Origin of the sequence: Formosa sediminum, assembly GCF_007197735.1 — a bacterium.
Lineage (GTDB): Bacteria > Bacteroidota > Bacteroidia > Flavobacteriales > Flavobacteriaceae > Formosa > Formosa sediminum.
Map to the genome: position 1 here is coordinate 1,528,468 of NZ_CP041637.1, position 20,038 is coordinate 1,548,505.

At 29.9% G+C, this 20,038-nt stretch carries 18 protein-coding genes; 17 read left to right on the forward strand and 1 reads right to left on the reverse strand.

Annotated elements, in window-relative coordinates; translation table 11 throughout:
- Positions 1 to 5: 5 nt before the first annotated feature.
- A complete protein-coding gene (locus tag FNB79_RS06650; RefSeq protein ID WP_143380568.1) occupies positions 6 to 2,234 on the reverse strand; it encodes a T9SS type A sorting domain-containing protein in 2,229 nt (742 codons plus the stop codon).
- A 414-nt stretch (positions 2,235 to 2,648) separates the two neighbouring features.
- Between FNB79_RS06650 and FNB79_RS06655 the strand changes: the two genes are divergently transcribed.
- The 17 genes from FNB79_RS06655 to FNB79_RS06735 all read left to right on the forward strand — a co-directional run bounded on the left by FNB79_RS06655 (position 2,649) and on the right by FNB79_RS06735 (position 20,036).
- A complete protein-coding gene (locus FNB79_RS06655; protein ID WP_185967850.1) occupies positions 2,649 to 3,386 on the forward strand; it encodes a zinc-dependent peptidase in 738 nt (245 codons plus the stop codon).
- 240 nt (positions 3,387 to 3,626) lie between these two features.
- The gene (locus FNB79_RS06660; protein WP_143380570.1) at positions 3,627 to 4,148 is read left to right on the forward strand and encodes an ArsR family transcriptional regulator; all 522 of its coding nucleotides are present in this window, start codon (positions 3,627 to 3,629) and stop codon (positions 4,146 to 4,148) included.
- Between the two features lie 148 nt (positions 4,149 to 4,296).
- Positions 4,297 to 5,613 (forward strand): nucleotide sugar dehydrogenase, encoded by a 1,317-nt coding sequence (locus tag FNB79_RS06665; protein WP_143380571.1) that lies wholly within the window; start codon positions 4,297 to 4,299, stop codon positions 5,611 to 5,613.
- Between the two features lie 48 nt (positions 5,614 to 5,661).
- Entirely contained in the window at positions 5,662 to 6,633 is a 972-nt protein-coding gene (locus FNB79_RS06670) for an SDR family oxidoreductase (protein ID WP_143380572.1), read from the forward strand.
- A 30-nt stretch (positions 6,634 to 6,663) separates the two neighbouring features.
- Entirely contained in the window at positions 6,664 to 7,782 is a 1,119-nt protein-coding gene (gmd, locus tag FNB79_RS06675; RefSeq protein WP_143380573.1) for a GDP-mannose 4,6-dehydratase, read from the forward strand.
- A gap of 23 nt (positions 7,783 to 7,805) precedes the next feature.
- The gene (locus FNB79_RS06680; RefSeq protein WP_185967851.1) at positions 7,806 to 8,762 is read left to right on the forward strand and encodes a GDP-L-fucose synthase family protein; all 957 of its coding nucleotides are present in this window, start codon (positions 7,806 to 7,808) and stop codon (positions 8,760 to 8,762) included.
- Positions 8,763 to 8,768: 6 nt separating this feature from the next.
- Positions 8,769 to 10,160, forward strand: a complete 1,392-nt coding sequence (locus FNB79_RS06685; RefSeq protein WP_185967852.1) for a UDP-glucose 6-dehydrogenase — start codon at positions 8,769 to 8,771, stop codon at positions 10,158 to 10,160.
- A gap of 2 nt (positions 10,161 to 10,162) precedes the next feature.
- Positions 10,163 to 11,185, forward strand: a complete 1,023-nt coding sequence (locus FNB79_RS06690) for an NAD-dependent epimerase (RefSeq protein ID WP_143380576.1) — start codon at positions 10,163 to 10,165, stop codon at positions 11,183 to 11,185.
- Between the two features lie 81 nt (positions 11,186 to 11,266).
- Entirely contained in the window at positions 11,267 to 12,127 is an 861-nt protein-coding gene (locus FNB79_RS06695; RefSeq protein ID WP_143380577.1) for an ABC transporter permease, read from the forward strand.
- Positions 12,128 to 12,172: 45 nt separating this feature from the next.
- Positions 12,173 to 13,378, forward strand: coding sequence for an ABC transporter ATP-binding protein (locus tag FNB79_RS06700; protein WP_143380578.1), 1,206 nt, complete (start codon positions 12,173 to 12,175; stop codon positions 13,376 to 13,378).
- Between the two features lie 31 nt (positions 13,379 to 13,409).
- Positions 13,410 to 14,330, forward strand: a complete 921-nt coding sequence (locus FNB79_RS06705) for a sulfotransferase (protein WP_143380579.1) — start codon at positions 13,410 to 13,412, stop codon at positions 14,328 to 14,330.
- 86 nt (positions 14,331 to 14,416) lie between these two features.
- The gene (locus tag FNB79_RS06710) at positions 14,417 to 15,256 is read left to right on the forward strand and encodes a sulfotransferase domain-containing protein (protein ID WP_143380580.1); all 840 of its coding nucleotides are present in this window, start codon (positions 14,417 to 14,419) and stop codon (positions 15,254 to 15,256) included.
- A 190-nt stretch (positions 15,257 to 15,446) separates the two neighbouring features.
- Positions 15,447 to 16,034: a CatB-related O-acetyltransferase gene (locus FNB79_RS06715; RefSeq protein WP_221932591.1), complete on the forward strand. Its 588-nt coding sequence runs from the start codon at positions 15,447 to 15,449 to the stop codon at positions 16,032 to 16,034.
- Entirely contained in the window at positions 16,034 to 16,858 is an 825-nt protein-coding gene (locus FNB79_RS06720) for a glycosyltransferase family 2 protein (protein ID WP_143380582.1), read from the forward strand. Before FNB79_RS06715 ends, FNB79_RS06720 begins: the two co-directional genes overlap by 1 nt.
- 53 nt (positions 16,859 to 16,911) lie before the next feature.
- The gene (locus FNB79_RS06725) at positions 16,912 to 18,021 is read left to right on the forward strand and encodes a glycosyltransferase family protein (protein WP_143380583.1); all 1,110 of its coding nucleotides are present in this window, start codon (positions 16,912 to 16,914) and stop codon (positions 18,019 to 18,021) included.
- A complete protein-coding gene (locus FNB79_RS06730) occupies positions 18,014 to 19,228 on the forward strand; it encodes a glycosyltransferase family A protein (protein ID WP_143380584.1) in 1,215 nt (404 codons plus the stop codon). The genes FNB79_RS06725 and FNB79_RS06730 overlap by 8 nt, the downstream gene beginning before the upstream one ends.
- Positions 19,229 to 19,232: 4 nt before the next feature.
- The gene (locus tag FNB79_RS06735; protein ID WP_143380585.1) at positions 19,233 to 20,036 is read left to right on the forward strand and encodes a glycosyltransferase family 2 protein; all 804 of its coding nucleotides are present in this window, start codon (positions 19,233 to 19,235) and stop codon (positions 20,034 to 20,036) included.
- Positions 20,037 to 20,038 lie beyond the last annotated feature (2 nt).

The following is a 20,038-nucleotide window of genomic DNA, read 5'->3' on the forward strand; positions in this document are numbered from 1 at the left end:
TTATATTATTTTAAAATAACACGCTTAGAGATTTTGTTTCCGTTGTTGTCTATTCTTATTATATAAATACCACTGCTTAAATTTACTGTGTCAATAGTATATTCGCTAACTGTTTGATTTATAGTTGAATAATGTATTTGTCTCCCTTGAACATCAAATACACTTAAATGAGTATTTTTATTTAATTGACCTTTTAGCTTAATAGAGTGTTCGCCTGAATAAATCTGTAATTGGTTTTCTTGAATGTTGTCTTCTATTCCTAGTGACTTTTCATTTGATATATGTAAAACAAAACGTCCTACTCCATTTAAACTTTCGTTTGTGACAAATGTGTAAGGTGAATCATTTAACAATATCCACTCATCAGTTATAGTATCCTCTAAGTATACTTTGGTTGTGGAATCTAAATTAGTTTCTTTAATACTAATTGATATTTTCTTTCCTTCAGGTGCTATTACCCCCAATTGAACTGATACTTCTCCTTCAGATACTTCATCTTGATTTAATGTTTGTATTGCTAATCTATAATTTGTATTACCTTCAACTAACTGTGTGAACAATGTGTATCCACTTTCATTAAGTCCGTATATAGAACTATCATATCCTTTATCAAGGTTGTTTGTACCATTTTCGTTGAAATATAATTGGTTTGAGTGCTTCTCTTTATCGTCTGCATTCAATGCTATATCTAAAAAGTAGTTTGTTTCAGTTCGTCCTGCAATAAAATCATCTTCATTGTTAAGTCTCATCCAACTACTACGAAATTCTAATTTTCCTAAATTTGCAATATTTTCATTAACAGCTACATAAAAGCCTTGACCTGGAGCTATGTTTACGGCATTGTTATTATTATAAATGGTCCAATCTGTACCATTGTAAGCATAAACAGCTACTTTGTCTTCCTGAAATAAATCTTGATTAACATTAAGGAAAGGTGTCATGGTTATGAAGGATGGATATGGATTTCCAACTAAATTCCATTGAGAAGCTAGGGTACTTATGTTAAAATATACATCTGTTTCTACATTTTCTGTAACTACATTACCTGTATAGGAAAGTAAATTACCACTAACTGTAGATGCTCTGTATCCTACTCCAGATTCTAATATTTCATTGCTGTCATTTATGGCGTGCCAGTTTGCGTATGAACCACCAACTCCAGCTGTTTTAACAAATGGACCGAATTTTTTTAAATTATTATCATTTTGACTATAGTATAAACTGTCATTATTTATACCAGTGGAGCTTGCAAATTCACCAAATGTAATTCCTGAAAGTGGTGCAGAAACTAAATCATTAATACCATCCATCATCGTGAATCTTTCATAGGTAGCTAAACCTGTGGCTGTTCCATCTACACGAAGAGTACCGTAACTGTCAGATTTTGATGTGATTGTTAAGTTATTGTCTACTAGCAAATTACCGTAAACTCTGACTCTGCCATTATAATTTATTCTTACATTAGCTTCGCTAGATATGGTCAGGTTATTTACGTTAGTTCTACCTGTAAAAGTGTAAGAGCCATTAATAATTAAAACATTTTCAGCTGTTGTGCTGTTATCTGGTTCATTGCCATTTTTCCATCCGCCATAATTAATCTCGTCGTAAATTAAACCATCAAATTCTGATTTTACTTCTCCTATTAATTCTACATTATCTATCGCTAGATAATTACTTGCAGATGTAGAGATCAATGTAATCTCCATATAAATCTCCTGTATGTCATCTGTCGAAGCACTTCCTCCAGAAGTAAGTAAGTCAATATTAAAGTTTTGAGGAGCGGAAACTACGCCTGAGGTTGTATTGGCTCCAACTAAAAATGTGTCAGTAATATAGTCTAAATTGCCATTTTCATCAACTGTTACAATTGTTATTTCGGCAGATGTGTCGTTAGCGGTTGCTAAACTATATTGAAAATCAAAAGAAATTTCTAATGAAGAAAAGTATTGGACATTAATATTTGAAAATTCTATAGTTTTTCTAGATTTACTAGATAAAGGAGCTGAATTATTAAATCCAAGAAATAAATCGTTTGGATCTGCATTTGAAATTGGACCTAAACTATTATAAGTGCCCCAACTAGTTGAAGAATTCGTATTATCTTCAACAAAATTAGTATCCCAATTAGAGTCATTATTTCCATCAAAGTTCTGGCTTGCTACTGTAGCTGCTTGTCCCATACAAACTGATGAAATTGTTAGACATAGTAGGATTAAATAGTAAATTTTTTTCATAGTATCATGTTTTTAGAGTGAAAGCAAAACCTACTTTTTTTTAAGTAAGTATTTAATTGTTTGATAATTTAGCAGTTGCAAATATAAATAAAAATATGTACTCAATTTTACTATAGCATTAAACTTTGTATTTTTTGCTTAAAAGCATATAATCAAGATAAAATGAAATATTTATATTTATTAAGAGTGTGTTAACGATATTATAGGTAAGATGGTCTAATTGTTGTCTTTATTGTCAGATTATCAGCTTTTTATGTTTAAATTTAATTTGGTTATTATGAATTTAAATCGTTTATTATGATTAATTTTTTTCTATTTATACAGGATTTTTATATGCCAAGTAAAATTTTCTTGGGTGCTTTCTTTTTATTAGTGCTATTTTTTTTGGTTTACTATGTCTTTAAATTGGTCGAAATGGTATATGTTATTTACTTTAGAAAGCCAATGTATGTACATTTTTATGTAGCTAAAAAGAAATTAAGTAGTCAAGATAAGCAGTTATTAAGCGAGCATTTTAATTTTTATAGAAACTTATCTCCTAAACAACAATTGTATTTTGATCATCGGGTAGTGTCGTTTATAAAAGATAAAGATTTTATAGGGCGAGATCATTTAGATGTTACTTGTGAAATGAAATTATTGATTTCTGCTCATGCGGTGATTCTTACATTTGGTTTTCGAGACTTTTTTATTGGTTTAATAGATAAGATTTTTATTTATCCTGATGCGTTTTATTCTGCAACGTACCATGCTTATCATGCGGGAGAAATAAATCCTATGATGAGAGTATTAGTAATTTCATGGAGCGATTTTAAACATAGTCTAGATGTTAATGATTTAAATACAAATTTAGGTATATATGAATTCTCTCAAGCCATTCATCTAAATTGTATGAAAGAACGTGATGTTAGTTCTACGATTTTTTCAGATACATTTAAAGAATTAGCATCTATGTTAACTCATAATGAATCACTACGTCAAAAACTGATTCAATCTCACTTTTTTAGGGGACATGCATCTACCACTCAATTTGAATTTCTTGCAGTAATTTTAGAAACCTTTATAAAAAAACCATCAGAATTCCGACTTGAATTCCCAAATGTTTATGCAAAAACTAAACAAATGCTAAATTTTGATTACGCAGGTTATTAGGGGTGTTTAGTGTAATATAATTCTGAAAATTAATTTAGACAATAATAATTTTACTGATTTTAATTGTTGAGAATTTAATAATATTCGATCTTAAAAACTTAAAAAAACACATTCTTAATATATATTGTTAGGGGATCGTTAATTCTTCTTAGCTAAAACGTTATCGTTAAAAAACAATAGTAAAAAAACTTTTGTGTTAAATAAAAAAGAGTAGTTTTGTTACTCGTTTTTAAACTGTTTATGTTAGAGTCTTTAATTACTTCAAAAACTAGAATACGTATACTTGTTAAGTTGTTTCTTAATGCAAACAATAGTGGGTACTTACGTGGTTTAGCGTTAGAATTTAATGAGTCTACAAATTCGGTTCGTAAAGAATTAAATCAATTGTCTTCTGCAGGTTATCTAGGAAAAGAAAAAGAGCGTAATAAGGTTACTTACAAAGCTAATACAAACCATCCGTTATTTAGTTCGTTACAAAATATGGTGCGTAAATACGTGGGTTTAGATACTATTGTTGCTACTGTTTTAGCTAGAATGGGGCATGTGTCTAGAGTAATAGTAATTGGAGATTATGCAGAAGGTTTGGATTCTGGATTGATAGATGTTGTTGTGGAGGGAAAGGAGTTAAATACGGTGTATATTAATCAGATGGCAGGTAAAATTGAGTCTGAAATAGATAGAAAAGTTAATTTTACCTTTACTGATTCTTATCAGCATGATAATGGTTTTGTGATATACGACGAATTGATAGACAAGTCATAAAAAAGGGAAAAAAAGTATTGTATATTTGTTATCATATGGAGTTTTAAAATTCTTCATAAAATATAAAATAAAGTCATTATTTAAGTTTTGATTTGTAGAATCAAATTTATCATAGTTAATGATCTTTTAATAAATTTTTAAAGTAACCATGTATTCTGATTTTGTGGAAAAAGTTTCTGAAAAAACCGTAGCCATTATAGGTTTAGGTTATGTTGGTCTGCCTTTGGCTGTAGAATTTGCTAAGCAATATACTACTATAGGTTTTGATATTAATGCAAATCGAATCACTGAACTTGCAAGCGGGGAGGATCATACCTTAGAGGTTAGTCCAGAGCATTTAAAAAAGGTGCTACTAGATAGAGATGGATTAGTGTTAGGAGAAAAAGGTTTTTTTCCAACAAATGATTCAGGTTGTTTAAAAACAGCTAGTATATTTATTGTAACGGTACCAACACCTACAGATAAAAATAATAGACCTGTCTTAACACCATTAATACTAGCTTCTGAAACAGTAGGTAAAGTCCTGAAAAAAGGAGATATTGTTATCTATGAGTCTACTGTGTATCCTGGTGTAACAGAAGATGAATGTGTGCCGGTTTTGGAGGCGTTTAGTGGTTTAACCTTTAATTTGGACTTTTTTGCGGGGTATTCCCCAGAGCGTATTAATCCAGGAGATAAAGAGCATACAGTTGCAAAAATATTGAAGGTTACATCTGGTTCTACGCCAGAAATTGCAGAAGTTGTAGATCAATTATATCAATCTGTAATTACTGCTGGTACATTTAAAGCAACGTCTATAAAAGTTGCTGAAGCAGCAAAAGTAATAGAAAACAGTCAGAGAGATATTAATATAGCGTTTGTAAATGAATTGGCTAAAATATTCAATTTATTAAATATTAATACGCATGATGTTTTAGAAGCAGCAGGTACAAAATGGAATTTTCTGCCTTTTAAACCAGGCTTGGTTGGCGGACATTGCATAGGTGTCGATCCGTATTACTTAGCACAGAAAGCTCAAGAAGTAGGTTACCATTCTGAAATTATTTTGGCAGGACGTCGTTTAAACGATAGTATGGGCGATTACGTGTCTAAAGAAATTGTAAAAGAAATGATTGGTCAGGGGCAATGTATAAAAGGGGCTAAAGCTTTAATGCTAGGAATAACTTTTAAAGAAAATTGTCCTGATATAAGAAATACTAAAGCTATTGATATTTACAAAGGACTAAATAGTTTTCATATCGATGTAGATGTGTTCGATCCTTGGGCAAATCCTCAGGAGGTTAAGCAGGAGTTCGGAATAGATTTAGTAAATAAATTAGAAGAAAACAGGTATCAAAGTGTCATACTTGCGGTGTCTCATAAAGAGTTTTTAACTCTTGAAATAGAAAAGTTAAAAGCAGCAGATGGAATTATTTACGATGTTAAAGGTATACTTCCTAATAATATAGTAAATAAACGTTTGTAATACATACATTATTAAAGACAAGTGATACAAGAACTCTACATATCTAACTTGAAAAACCATACTGTTTTAGTAACAGGTGGTGCGGGGTTTATAGGTTCAAATTTAGTAGAAGTTTTACTAGAAAATCATGTAAAAGTTATTTGTTTAGATAACTTTTCTACAGGCTACATGCATAATATAGAGCCCTATTTAAATAATGCTTTGTTTACTTTAATTACCGGAGATATAAGAGATTTAAATACGTGTAAGTATGCTTGTAATGGAGTGGATTTTGTGTTACATCAAGCTGCATTAGGGTCTGTACCTAGGTCTATTGAAGACCCTATAACATCCAATGATGTAAATGTAAATGGGTTTCTAAATATGTTAGTTGCGGCTAGAGATGCAAAAGTGAAACGTTTTGTGTATGCTGCTAGTAGTTCAACGTACGGCAATTCTGAAGCTTTGCCAAAAGTAGAAAATAAAATTGGTAAACCCTTGTCTCCGTATGCAATTACAAAATATGTAAACGAATTATATGCAGATATATTTAATGCCACTTATGGTTTAAATACTATTGGTTTGCGATATTTTAATGTATTTGGACGGCGTCAGGATCCTAAAGGTGCTTATGCAGCAGTTATTCCTTTGTTTGTAAAGCAATTTATGGAACATGAAAGTCCTATAATTAATGGAGATGGCTCTTATTCTAGAGACTTTACATATATAGATAATGTGTTACAAATGAATTTGAAGGCCATTTCAACTTCAAATATAAATGCATTAAACCAAGTTTATAATACCGCAGTAGGAGAAAGTACAACGCTATTAGAATTAACATCGTATTTAAAAACATATTTGTCTCATTACGATTCAGAAATTGCCAATATAAATATAGTGCATGGGCCTAATCGTGTCGGTGATATTCCACATTCATTAGCAAGTATTGAAAAAGCACAACAAAAATTAGATTACCAACCAACCCATACCATAAAACAAGGACTTGAAGAAGCTGTAGCTTGGTATTGGGAAAATATATAAAACGATTATAGAATTTATACAAAATGTACAATGAGTAAGAAAGTAGCTTTAATTACAGGAGTAACAGGACAAGATGGAGCTTATTTAAGTGAGTTTTTATTAAAAAAGGGCTATGAAGTTCATGGTTTAAAACGTAGATCTTCATTGTTTAATACAGATCGTATTGATCATTTATATCAAGACCCACACTTGGATGGTCGTAATTTCTTTTTACACTATGGAGATATGACTGATAGTACGAATTTAATTCGTTTAATTCAGGAAATTCAGCCAGACGAAATTTATAATCTTGCAGCTATGAGTCACGTACATGTGTCTTTTGAAGTTCCTGAATATACAGGTAACGCAGATGGATTAGGTACATTACGTATTTTAGATGCAGTACGTTTACTAGGTTTAGAGAAGAAAACGCGTATCTACCAAGCATCAACTTCTGAATTGTATGGAAAAGTACAAGAAGTGCCACAATCTGAAACAACACCATTTTATCCTCGTAGCCCGTATGCTGTAGCTAAAATGTATGCATACTGGATTACTGTGAATTATCGTGAAGCTTACGGAATGTATGCATGTAATGGTATCTTATTTAACCACGAATCTCCAATACGAGGAGAAACTTTTGTAACAAGAAAAATTACTAGAGCAGTTTCAAGAATAGCTTTAGGATTACAAGATAAATTTTTCTTAGGAAATCTTGATGCGCAACGTGACTGGGGTCATGCTAAAGATTATGTAAGAATGATGTGGTTGATTCTTCAAGCAGAAGCAGCAGAAGACTGGGTAATTGCAACTGGAAAAACAACACCTGTTAGAGATTTTGTAAAGATGGCTTTTGGTGAACTAGGTATTACATTAGAGTTTAAAGGTGAGGGTGTAGATGAGAAAGCTTATGTTGCAGCTTGCGATAATCCGGAATTCCAATTAGAAATTGGTAAAGAAGTATTAGCAGTAGATCCTAAATATTTTAGACCTACAGAAGTTGATTTACTTATCGGAGATGCATCTAAAGCTAATAACAAATTAGGTTGGACACCAGAATACGAATTAAAAGATCTAGTGAAAGACATGATGCAAAGCGATTTAAAATTAATGCAAAAAGATCAATTTCTTAAAGAAGGAGGTTATGATACTTTAAATTATTTTGAATAGTAAATAAAGAATCATTTACCATTATGGACAAAAAATCAAAGATATATATAGCTGGTCATCGCGGTATGGTAGGGTCTGCTGTTTGGCGTGCGCTAGAAGCAGATGGATTTACTAATTTAATTGGTAAAACTAGTGCCGAGTTAGACTTAAGAGATCAGGTGGCGGTCACTCAATTTATAAGTACAGAGAAACCTGTAGTTATTATAGATGCAGCTGCACGTGTAGGTGGAATTTTAGCAAATAATGATTATCCATATCAATTTTTAATGGAGAATTTACAAATCCAAAATAACTTAATAGATGCTGCGCATAAACATGGTGTTCAGAAATTTATTTTTTTAGGAAGTTCTTGTATTTATCCAAAATTTGCGCCTCAACCATTAAAAGAAGAGTATTTACTTACAGATTCTTTAGAGCCTACAAATGAATGGTATGCTATAGCTAAAATTACAGGTGTTAAAGCCTGCGAAGCCATAAGAAAACAATATAATAAGGATTTTGTAAGTCTTATGCCTACAAATTTATATGGATCTTATGATAATTTCGATTTAAAAACATCCCACGTTTTACCTGCAATGTTACGTAAATTTCACGAAGCTAAAGAAAACGGTAATACAGCAGTAACCCTGTGGGGTAGCGGGACGCCAATGCGTGAATTTTTATGTGTAGACGATATGGCAGAAGCCGTAGTATTTGCCGTAAACAATGTTTTACCAGAACATTTATATAATGTTGGTACAGGTAAAGATGTAACAATAAAAGAGTTAGCAGAAACCATACAAAATGTGGTTGGTCATACAGGAGAGATTATCTGGGATTCAGAAAAACCTGATGGTACGCCACGTAAACTCATGGATGTCTCTAAATTGAAACATGCAGGTTGGGCATATAAAATAGAATTATTAGAAGGCATTAAACAAACATATACTTGGTTTCTAGAAAATCAAACAGAATTAAAACAAGTTAAATTATCTAAATAAATCATAATGAAAATTAAAAACATTTGCTGTATAGGCGCGGGTTATGTTGGTGGCCCAACAATGGCTGTAATTGCTCAAAAAAACCCAGGAATAAAAGTTACTGTAGTTGATTTAAATGAAAAACGTATTGCTGCGTGGAATGATAGTAATTTAGGTAATTTGCCAATTTACGAACCAGGATTAGATAAGGTTGTAGGTGAAGCTAGAGGAAAAAACTTGTTTTTTTCTACAGAGGTAGACAAAGCTATCGATGAAGCCGAAATGATTTTCATTTCTGTAAATACGCCTACCAAAACTTATGGTGTAGGTAAAGGCATGGCTGCAGACTTAAAATATATTGAATTGTGTGCACGCCAAATTGCTCGTGTAGCTAAAAGTGATAAGATTATTGTTGAAAAATCTACATTACCAGTACGTACCGCAGAAGCTGTGAAAAATATTCTTGATAACACAGGAAATGGTGTGAAGTTTCAAATTTTATCTAATCCAGAATTTTTAGCAGAAGGAACAGCTGTAGAAGATTTAATGGCTCCAGACCGTGTGCTTATTGGAGGAGAACAAACTCCAGAAGGATTAGAAGCTATTGATGCTCTAGTTAATGTATATGGCTCTTGGGTTGCTAAAGAAAATATTATTACAACAAACTTATGGTCTTCAGAGTTATCTAAATTAACTGCGAATGCATTTTTAGCGCAGCGTGTGTCTTCAATAAATTCATTATCAGAATTATGTGAAGTTACTGGTGCCGATGTTAATGAAGTTGGGAATGCTATTGGGAAAGATAGTCGTATCGGACCAAAATTCTTAAAATCGTCTGTAGGATTCGGAGGATCTTGTTTCCAAAAAGATATTTTAAACTTAGTATATATTGCAAAATCATATGGTTTAGATGCAGTTGCCGATTATTGGGAACAAGTCATTATAATGAACGATCACCAAAAACATCGTTTTGCTAAAAACATTGTAAAGACGTTGTATAACACCGTGTCTGGTAAAAAAATTGCATTTTTAGGCTGGGCATTTAAGAAGGATACAAACGATACAAGAGAATCTGCAGCAATTTATGTTGCTGATATTTTGTTAGATGAACAAGCTAATATTGTCGCTTACGACCCTAAGGTAACCGCACAACAAATGTATGGTGACTTAGATTACTTACAAACTAGAGATTCTGCTTCTAACGAAAAAGGATTAACAGTTGTAAATGATCCTTATGAAGCTTTAAATGGAGCACATGCTATAGCTGTATTGACAGAATGGGATGAATTTAAAACATACGATTGGCAAAAAGTATATGACAATATGCAAAAACCAGCCTTTGTATTTGATGGGCGTAATGTTTTAGATAAACCGGCTTTAGAAAAAATTGGTTTTCAAGTTTATGTAATCGGACAATAATTATGGAAAGTAAAACTATTCTTGTTACAGGTGCAGCAGGGTTTATTGGATTCTATGTATCTAAAGAATTATTAGCATTAGGGCATAACGTAATAGGTATTGATAATATCAATGATTATTACGATGTAAATTTAAAATATGCACGTCTAGCCGAATTAGGAATTCTAAGAGAACAAGCAGAGAATGAATTAAACCTAAGTTCAAGTACAAGCTATGGAGATCGCATGCAATTTGTGAGAATGAATTTAGAAGATCGCGAAGCTCTTCCTAATTTATTTAGATCTCAATCCATAGACTTGGTTTGTAATTTGGCTGCTCAAGCAGGTGTGCGCTATTCTTTAGAAAATCCTAATGCTTATGCCGATAGTAACATGATTGGTTTTTTAAATATATTAGAATGTTGCCGTCATAACAACATATCTAAATTGGTTTACGCTAGCAGTTCTAGTGTGTATGGAAATAGCGATGCTGTTCCTTTTCAAGAGACTGCTAATGTAGATCATCCTATAAGTTTGTATGCTGCGACTAAAAAAGCAAACGAACTTATGGCGCATACCTATAGTCATCTATACGGTTTTGAAACTATAGGTTTACGTTTCTTTACAGTGTATGGTCCATGGGGAAGACCAGATATGGCCATGTTTTTATTTACGGATGCTATTATTAACGATAAGCCAATAAAGGTGTTTAACAATGGGAATTTATCAAGAGACTTTACATATATAGGTGATATTGTTTCAGGAGTACTTTCAACTTTGTTGGAACCGTCAGATTCTAGTCAGTTATATAAACTATACAACATAGGTAATAGTCAGCCTGTAAAATTGTTAGACTATATAGAAGCAATTGAGGAAGTAATAGGTAAAGAAGCTAAAAAGGATATGTTACCTATGCAGGCAGGAGATGTTAAGCAAACATATGCAGATGTTTCTAAACTTAAAACACAATATAATTATCAACCAAAAACCAATGTTAAAGCAGGTGTTTCTGCTTTTATAACGTGGTATAAAAATTATTATAAATAAGTACGTTATTTTAAATTTTTAAGACACTTAATTTTTTTGATTGATTTCAACTTTAATAATTGTTAGGATAATAAGAAATATATGAATTCAAAAATAGAACATCAAAAAATAACAATTTACGAAGCACAAGCGGCTTTATCTTTTAAAAAACTGTTTAAAGAGATTGTTGCAGATATTACACCTGCTAAAGCGCTTGGGTTACAATTAGCTAAGCGTGATATTAAAGCAGCATACAGACAATCTGTTTTAGGTATAGTGTGGGCTTTTATTCCTCCTATAATGACGTCTTTAATATGGATTATATTAAATAGTTCTAATACCGTTTCTATAAAAAACACACCTATTCCATATCCAGCATTTGTATTAATAGGAACCTTATTGTGGCAAACATTAACAGATTCGATTAACCAACCTTTACGTAGTGTAAATACAGGAAAAAGTATCTTGGCTAAGTTAAATTTTCCTAGAGAGTCATTATTATTTCATGGTATGTTTACTTTGTTTTTTAACACGTCTTTAAAACTCTTAATTATTTTTGCTGTATTAATTGTATTTAAAATAAATCCCGGATTACAAGGACTAGCCATTTTACCCATGATTTTAGGGATAATGATAACAGGATTTACTATAGGCTTATTGCTTATGCCTGTAGGTATGATGTATGGAGATATATCCCGAATGATTCCTTTTAGTATGCAATTTTTAATGTATTTAACTCCTGTAATATATCCTATGCCAACAAGCGGGAAATTGGTGTTTTTTAATAAAATTAATCCGTTTACGTATTTAATAGAAACAGCTCGTAATTTATTATCAGCTCAGCCGGTTTCAAATTTAGGATTGACATTTAGTATACTAGCAATTGCTTTTATAGTTTTATGTTTAGGAGTAATAGTTTACCGTTTTATAATGCCAATAATAATAGAAAGGGTAGGTTCTTAAATTAAACCTAATTCTCAATAATAATTTGTAATAATTTTACATAAAATGTCGGAAGTATTAGTAAAAGTAGAAAACGTCTCAAAAAAATTTAGTAAAGATTTTAAAAAGTCGCTTTGGTATGGGGTTAAGGATATGAGTTCAGCACTCTTCACTAATCAATCTAATCAAAATATATTACGACCATCTGAGTTTTGGGCGGTTAAAGATGTATCTTTTGAATTGAGAAGGGGAGAATGTTTGGGATTAATTGGCCATAATGGTGCAGGTAAATCTACATTATTAAAGATTTTAAACGGATTAATCCGCCCAGATGAGGGTAAAATTACTATGAATGGACGTGTTGGTGCATTAATAGAATTAGGAGCGGGCTTTAATCCTATTTTAACAGGTAGAGAAAATATTTATAATAATGGATCAGTTTTAGGCTTTTCTAAAAAAGAAATTGATGCGAAGCTTGAAACAATTATTGAATTTTCTGAAATAGGTGAATTTATCGATGCTCCTGTACGTAATTATAGCTCTGGGATGAAAGTACGTTTGGGCTTTGCCGTAGCGGCGCAAATGGAACCAGATATATTAATTATAGATGAAGTTTTAGCTGTTGGCGATATGAACTTTAAATTAAAATGTCTTCGTACTATTGATGAATTATTGAAAACAACAGCTGTTATTTTCGTGTCGCACGCTATGCCTCAAATTTCAAGATTATGTAATAAAATTATTTTAATGGATCATGGAAGTTGCTTATATAATGGTAATGACGTAAGTCATGCTATAGATGTTTATTACTCTAAACTTGCAAATAATGGATTGCAATTAGATCTTAAGAATGAGCATGCCGAATTATTGAGTATTTCTATAGGAAATACAAATGATCAGGAATCTATACCTCAGATAAAAAGATTAGAAGATTTAGTTATAAATTTAGAATGTAAAGTAAAAAAAGAGTATGCTAATCCAATTTGTATTTTAAGTATTTTTGATAATGAACAAAAACCTATTGGTACATTAATTAATACAAATGGTTTAAAATCAAATATTTCACATTACGATGATGTTTATAATTTTTATAAAAGCAAAGTGACAATATCACGTATAAATTTAAGTAAAGGAATATATAGTATTACATTTTTAGTTACAGAGGCTCTTATGTTTAAACCTTTGTTTCGAGTTCAAGGAGTGCAAGACTTTCAAATACTTAGTAAAATTGATTTATATCCACCTGTTGAATTTGAGGGTGACTGGGAGTAAAATTTATTATGTTGTTTAATAACGAAAACAAATGAAGAAGAATATTTTAGTAACAGGTTCTCATCGTTCTGGTTCAACATGGACTGGAAATGTAATTGCTAGGGCTCCGAAAGTTAGATATGTGCATGAACCTTTTAATATTAGTATTAAACGAGATAATTCTCCTTTTAAGTTTTGGTTTGAGTTCTTAATTGATAGCTCTATTGAACACCAAAAGGATTCTAAAGCATATATAGATTCTTTTTATAAAGTATTTAATAAAGATTCTTTTAATAAATTATTAAAGACGCGAACGCCAAAAGCTCTTTATCATTATTTGTTAGATTTAAAGTGTAGAAAGGTAAATAGAACTATAATTAAAGACCCTATTGCTATTATGTCTACTGAATGGATTTATATGAATTATGATATTGATATAGTTGTTCTAATTAGACATCCAGCTGCCTTTGTTGCAAGTTTAAAAGTTAAAAATTGGCAATTCGATTTTAATGAATTTTTAAATCAACCTGTTTTAATGAACACTTACTTGAAGGATTATGAAGCTTTAATTAATGATTTTTCAAAAAACAAGAAAGACATAATTGATCAAGGTATTTTACTCTGGAATATAATACATGATACAATATTTTTCTATAGAAGAAAATATGAAAATGATTGGTGCTTTGTTAAACACGAAGAATTATCAATGAATCCTAAACAAGAATTTAAAAGAATATTCTCAAAAATTGGGTTAACAATGGATTCAAATGTTGAAGATTATATATTTCAAACGACGAATGCAAAAGTTGATTTAAAAGTTATAGAAAACTCAACAGAAGTTTTTAATACTAAAAGAAATTCTTTAGAAAATATAAAAACATGGAAAAAGAGATTATCCAATGATGAAATACAAAAAATAAAAAAGGGAACTGAAAATGTTTGGAAAAAATTTTATGATGAGAAGGATTGGTAAGTACTATGCAATTTGAAATTAATCATACAATTATTCGATATTCTATTTTTTATATTATTTAACACAAACAAAAAACAGGTTAATAAATGAAACTTATTAATATATTAAACTTACTTAAAAACCCTAAAAGATACATTGGAAACTTAGTAGATTCTAAAACGAATTCTGTTATAACAAAAATAATAGATGATGAGTTTTTAGAAGAAATAGATACAACAAAAGTAGATGATGTATTTATTGTTGGTTTTCCTAAATCTGGTAATACTTGGATGCAATCGCTAATGGCAGGAGTTTTATATGGTATTGATACAGAATTTATGCCAGATAAATTAGCTCAAGAAATTGTGCCAGATGTACATGCTAGAAAATATTATAAACGTTTTGGTGTTATCAATTTTTTTAAAACTCATCATCTTCCCAAACCCAATTATAAAAAAGTTATATATTTAGTAAGAGATGGTAGAGATGCTATGGTTTCGTATTATCATTTTAATAAAAATCTAGGGGTTGATGTTACGTTGGAAGAAATGGTGAAATATGGAAAGAATGTATATCCTGCAAAATGGGTAGAACATGTTAATTCTTGGCAGAAAAACCCTTATAATGCAGACATTTTAATAATTCGTTATGAAGATTTATTAAATCAACCTTTAATAGAATTAAATAAAATTTGTTCGTTCGTTAATATTGAAAGATCAGAAGAATTGCTAAACAAAGTTATTGTTGGTAATGAAATTGATAAAATGAGAAAAAGAGTTAAACAAACTGGAGGATTAGGAAACAAAATGTGGGAAGGAGATAAAGGGGTTAAATTTTTCAGAAAAGGAAAGAGTGGCTCATATAAATCAGAAATGCCTTTAGAACTTATCTCTTATTTTAATGAAGAATCTTCTTCTGCTTTAAAATTATTTAATTACGATGTTTAAAATATCTTAATAGATTTTTTAATGTAAAATATAAATTATTCTAATTAAGTTTTTATTTAGAATTAAAACAATAATAACTTATTAAATAATGCTATCCACAAATTTTAAAAAAAGAGTAGTACTCATATTAAGAAAATATTTAATAAAAATATTACCCGAAATCTCTAGTGTTTCTAAACATGAGCTTCAATTGAATATTATTCAAGGAAGAAAAGTAAATGTATCATTAGGAAAGCATATTAAAATTCAATCGCCTTCTAATATGAAAAATTCAAAAATTGGTGATTACACGTACATATCAAAAAAGTCTAATATAATTAATACACAAATAGGTAAGTTTTGTTCTATTGGTCCAAATTTATTGTGTGGTTGGGGCATACATCCAACTAATGGACTAAGTACCCATCCTATGTTTTATTCGTCGAAAAAACAAAATGGGATGACTTTTTCTGATCATGATAAAATAGAAGAATATAAACCAATCTCTATAGGTAACGATGTGTTTATAGGGGCTAATGTTACTATTCTAGATGGGGTTAATATTGGCAATGGAGCCATTATTGGAGCTGGTGCAGTAGTTAATAAAGATATTCCAGAATATGCTATTGCGGTAGGTTGTCCTATTAAAGTAATTAAATACAGATTTGAAGAAAATCAGATTGAAAAATTAAACAAGATAGAATGGTGGAATTTTAATGAGGAAGAACTTAAAAAAGTCGAAAAATATTTTTGGGAGCCTGAATCCTTTATAACAGAAAACTATAAAACTATAAATTAATGTCTGAAATCTATCCTAAAATAAGCGTAATAACTCCTTCATATAATCAAGGTAAATTTATTGAAGAAACCATTTTATCTGTAATAAATCAAGGTTACGATAATCTTGAATATATTATAATAGATGGTGGGAGTACAGATAATTCTGTAGATATAATTAAAAAATATGAAGATAAAATCGATTTTTGGGTAAGCGAAAAAGATAAAGGACAAAGTGATGCTATTAATAAAGGCTTAAATAGAGCTACAGGAGATATTGTATGTTGGCTTAACAGTGATGATTATTTTTTACCAGATGCTTTAAAAAAAGTAGGCGAGTATAACTGGACAGACGACATTGGTATACTTGTGGGTATTGGCCACAAAGTGAATTTAGATAAAGAAATTATTTACACCCCAGATTATTACGAACCTATTACTTTAAAAGATCTTTTTTATTGGAATAAAGGAAAGAATTTTATGCAACCTGCAGCATTCTTTTCTAAAAAAGCCTGGGATACTTGTGGCCCATTAAATGCAGATTTAAACATTTGTATGGATGTTGACTTGTGGATTAAAATAGCAAAACAATTTAAGTTTGATAGAATTAAGGAAAGTTTAGCACATGCTTATATACATGAAGATGCTAAAACAACAGCTTTGATTGATGAAATGATTATTGAAACAAATTTAATGATTGCCCAACATGGCGGATTAAAAGAGGCGCAAGAAACAATACAAGATTACCTAACTAATAAGATAATTCAAACGAAAAAGATAAATCAAAGTAAAAATGTGTCTTGTAAATCAAAAATAAAACAATATATAAAAAGACTTTTTAACTAATTTAAAAAGCTTAAACAAGCCAGTTAAAGCAGTTTTTTAATACTAAATACGATATGAAAATACTTATTGTAGAAGATTTAGAAGTTCATAAGAGTAATCTATTTGTTAAAGAGTTGGCTATGGGATTAAGTAAGCTAAATCTTGAAGTTATTGTAGATACTGATATGTTTTGGTTTAATGATACTACACATTTTGATGTTATTCATTTACAATGGCCAGAATCTATATTTAAGTGGAGAAATCCTTCGGATATTGAGTTATATTATTTGCAACAAAGAATTGATTTCTGGAAAAAAAAATCAAAAATAATTTACACTAGGCATAATAGTTTACCACATTGCAAAGGAGTTGATAACTTATTAAAACTTTATCAAATTATTGAAAAGAACAGTAATGCTATTATACATTTAGGGGCTTATAGCAAAGAGGAAATTAAAGATAATAATGCTATTCATACAGTTATAGAGCATCATGTTTACGATAACACATATACTAATACTAAAGCATTGACTAAGGAAGTTGCTCGTAAAAAACTTAATTTAAAGGAAAAAGATGTTGTTTTCTTAGCTTTTGGATCATTTAGAACAAAACAAGAATCTCGGTTAATAACAGAAGCTTTTTCTAAGATTAATATTCCAAATAAGGTTCTTTTAGCACCTCGTTTAGATGTAGATATTCCATATACATATTCAAAATCCCTAAGATATATTGACAAGTTTATAATAAATAAAATAAAAAAAATAGCAACTAAAGATAATCGAATAATCTCTAACGGGGGTAATTTTATAGATGATAATGAGTTACCATATTATTTCGCGGCAAGTGATGCCGTTATTTTACAACGATTAAATACCTTAAACTCGGGTAATTTATCCATGGCCTTTTGGTTTGGTAAAACGGTAATTGGACCAAATTCAGGGAATATGAATTCCTTACTTAAGCAAACAAATAATTTAATTTTTAATCCAAATAATTTAAAATCCACAATAGAAACTCTAGAAAGCATAAGTGCTTTAGATTTAAATCAGATTGGTGAGCGAAATTATGATTATGCTTTAAATAAACTTACGACGGAAAAAATTGCTGGAAAAATATATGAATTTTATTGTAATGTTTTATCTAGTGATTTAAATTTTAATAAAGCAAAGAAAAATAATGAATAGAAATATTGCCATCGTTGTTGTTGCTTATAATAGAGCATCTTCATTAAATCGTGTCTTAAGTAGTTTAAATAATGGAAATTACTTAGATATTGATACTGTAGATTTAATTATAAGTTGTGATTTTTCAGGTGAAGATGCTTGTTCTGTTTTGGCAAAAGAATTCATTTGGGAATTTGGGAATAAAAAAGTAATTGTGCATAATGAGAATCTAGGACTTAGAAAACATATTCTTTTCTGTGGAGATTTAGTTAGTGATTATGATGGTCTGGTTATGTTGGAAGATGATTTGTATGTATGCCCTAATTTTTACAATTACATATATCAGGCGGATACTTATTTTAAAAACAATAAAAAAATTGCGCAAATATCATTGTATACTAATGAAATAGAGGAGTTTAGTTATTCTCGTTTTATGCCATTAAATCAAGAAGCTGATAATTTTTTTATGCAAGTTCCGAGTTCTTGGGGACAATATTGGACTAAAGAGCAATGGTTTAATTTTAAAGAAGCATATATGTCTGGAGAATTAGAAATTACACAAAGTAGCTTACTACCAGATTGGGTAATTAATCATTGGCCAGAGTCATCTTGGAAGAAGTATTTTTATAATTATATTATTAAAAATGATTTGTATGTTGTTTATCCTTATAAATCATTAAGTACAAATTTTGGCGATGCAGGTACCCATCATAAAAATCAACACTCTCATAATCAATCTGTATTAGATTATTCAATCTCTAATTTTAAATTTTTAGATATAGAAGAGTCTAAGGTAATTTATGATTATAATTATGAATTGCATAAGAACCTTTTAAATCAATTTTTTGAAAAAGATAGCTTTTATGATGTTGAATTCGATTTAAATGGTATGAAAGACTTAAGTAAAATATCAACTAAATATTTAGTATCTTCAAAAACTTGCTCTAAACCCATAAAAACATTTGGATGTCATTTACTTCCCCAAGAATTAAATATTAAATTTCATAATAAAGGAGACTTTTATTCATTAGGGTTAACAGTGAATTTCGATCCAAATATACAGATAGAAAAGATATATAATAGAAATTTAATGTATATACCTTCTATAACTTTAAATAAACTAAGGAATGAAATTAAATCTATTTATGCTGATTCTAATTCTTATAAGATTGGTAAAAAAATAACATCTTTTTTTAATCCTATTTTAGGTAAATTTAAAAATTTATAATTATATGTTAAATCATCCTTTTTTCTCTATAATAATTCCAACATATAATTCTTCAGAAGTTTTAGAAGTAGCTATAAATTCTATAATAAAACAAACCTATAAAAATTATGAAATTGTAATAATTGATGGTGGATCAAATGATGGAACTCTTGATTTATTAAAAAACTATGTACTAAAATATCCTAATTCAATTCGATTTAAGTCTGAAAAGGATAAAGGTATTTATGATGCCATGAATAAAGGTATTAATTTCTCTGAAGGAGAATGGTTGTTTTTTTTAGGTTCTGATGATTATTTTTATTCAGCAACTGTTTTCCAAGAGCTTCATTCATTTATAAAAAATAACCCTTGTGAAGTTGTTTATGGAGATATTAATGGTGTTAGATTTAATGGTCGCCGTTCAGGTAATTTTAGTCTTACAGATTTAATTACAAGAAATCTATGTCACCAAGGCATATTTTTTAACAAGAAAGTTTTTTCTAAAATAGGTGTTTTTGACTTAAAATACAAAGCTCATGCAGATTGGGACCATAATATGAGATGGTTTTTCAACCCTAAAATTAATAAAAAATATATCCCTTTAATTATTTCAGAATATGCAGATGGCGGGTTTAGTTCTCTTCATGGAGACCCTGTTTTTGAGTCTGATAAGGATTATAAGATTGTTAAATATGGATGGAAAAGTTTACCTCCAGAAACTATTTTATATAGAGCACATGCTATATTTAAAAATAAATCTCTTAATCTATCAACAAGATTAACTGCATTTAGGTGCTGGTTTTTTGTTCAAATCAGAAAAAGATTATAGTC

What these genes read in the sequence shown, in the direction of transcription:
- FNB79_RS06725 (WP_143380583.1), top strand. Translation starts at nt 16,912, where the DNA reads ATGAAAATACTTATTGTAGAAGATTTAGAAGTTCATAAGAGTAATCTA.
- FNB79_RS06655 (WP_185967850.1), top strand. Translation starts at nt 2,649, where the DNA reads ATGGTATATGTTATTTACTTTAGAAAGCCAATGTATGTACATTTTTAT.
- FNB79_RS06720 (WP_143380582.1), top strand. Translation starts at nt 16,034, where the DNA reads ATGTCTGAAATCTATCCTAAAATAAGCGTAATAACTCCTTCATATAAT.
- FNB79_RS06710 (WP_143380580.1), top strand. Translation starts at nt 14,417, where the DNA reads ATGAAACTTATTAATATATTAAACTTACTTAAAAACCCTAAAAGATAC.
- FNB79_RS06730 (WP_143380584.1), top strand. Translation starts at nt 18,014, where the DNA reads ATGAATAGAAATATTGCCATCGTTGTTGTTGCTTATAATAGAGCATCT.
- FNB79_RS06700 (WP_143380578.1), top strand. Translation starts at nt 12,173, where the DNA reads ATGTCGGAAGTATTAGTAAAAGTAGAAAACGTCTCAAAAAAATTTAGT.
- FNB79_RS06735 (WP_143380585.1), top strand. Translation starts at nt 19,233, where the DNA reads ATGTTAAATCATCCTTTTTTCTCTATAATAATTCCAACATATAATTCT.
- FNB79_RS06665 (WP_143380571.1), top strand. Translation starts at nt 4,297, where the DNA reads ATGTATTCTGATTTTGTGGAAAAAGTTTCTGAAAAAACCGTAGCCATT.
- gmd (WP_143380573.1), top strand. Translation starts at nt 6,664, where the DNA reads ATGAGTAAGAAAGTAGCTTTAATTACAGGAGTAACAGGACAAGATGGA.
- FNB79_RS06680 (WP_185967851.1), top strand. Translation starts at nt 7,806, where the DNA reads ATGGACAAAAAATCAAAGATATATATAGCTGGTCATCGCGGTATGGTA.
- FNB79_RS06685 (WP_185967852.1), top strand. Translation starts at nt 8,769, where the DNA reads ATGAAAATTAAAAACATTTGCTGTATAGGCGCGGGTTATGTTGGTGGC.
- FNB79_RS06690 (WP_143380576.1), top strand. Translation starts at nt 10,163, where the DNA reads ATGGAAAGTAAAACTATTCTTGTTACAGGTGCAGCAGGGTTTATTGGA.
- FNB79_RS06650 (WP_143380568.1), bottom strand. Translation starts at nt 2,234, where the DNA reads ATGAAAAAAATTTACTATTTAATCCTACTATGTCTAACAATTTCATCA.
- FNB79_RS06705 (WP_143380579.1), top strand. Translation starts at nt 13,410, where the DNA reads ATGAAGAAGAATATTTTAGTAACAGGTTCTCATCGTTCTGGTTCAACA.
- FNB79_RS06695 (WP_143380577.1), top strand. Translation starts at nt 11,267, where the DNA reads ATGAATTCAAAAATAGAACATCAAAAAATAACAATTTACGAAGCACAA.
- FNB79_RS06660 (WP_143380570.1), top strand. Translation starts at nt 3,627, where the DNA reads ATGTTAGAGTCTTTAATTACTTCAAAAACTAGAATACGTATACTTGTT.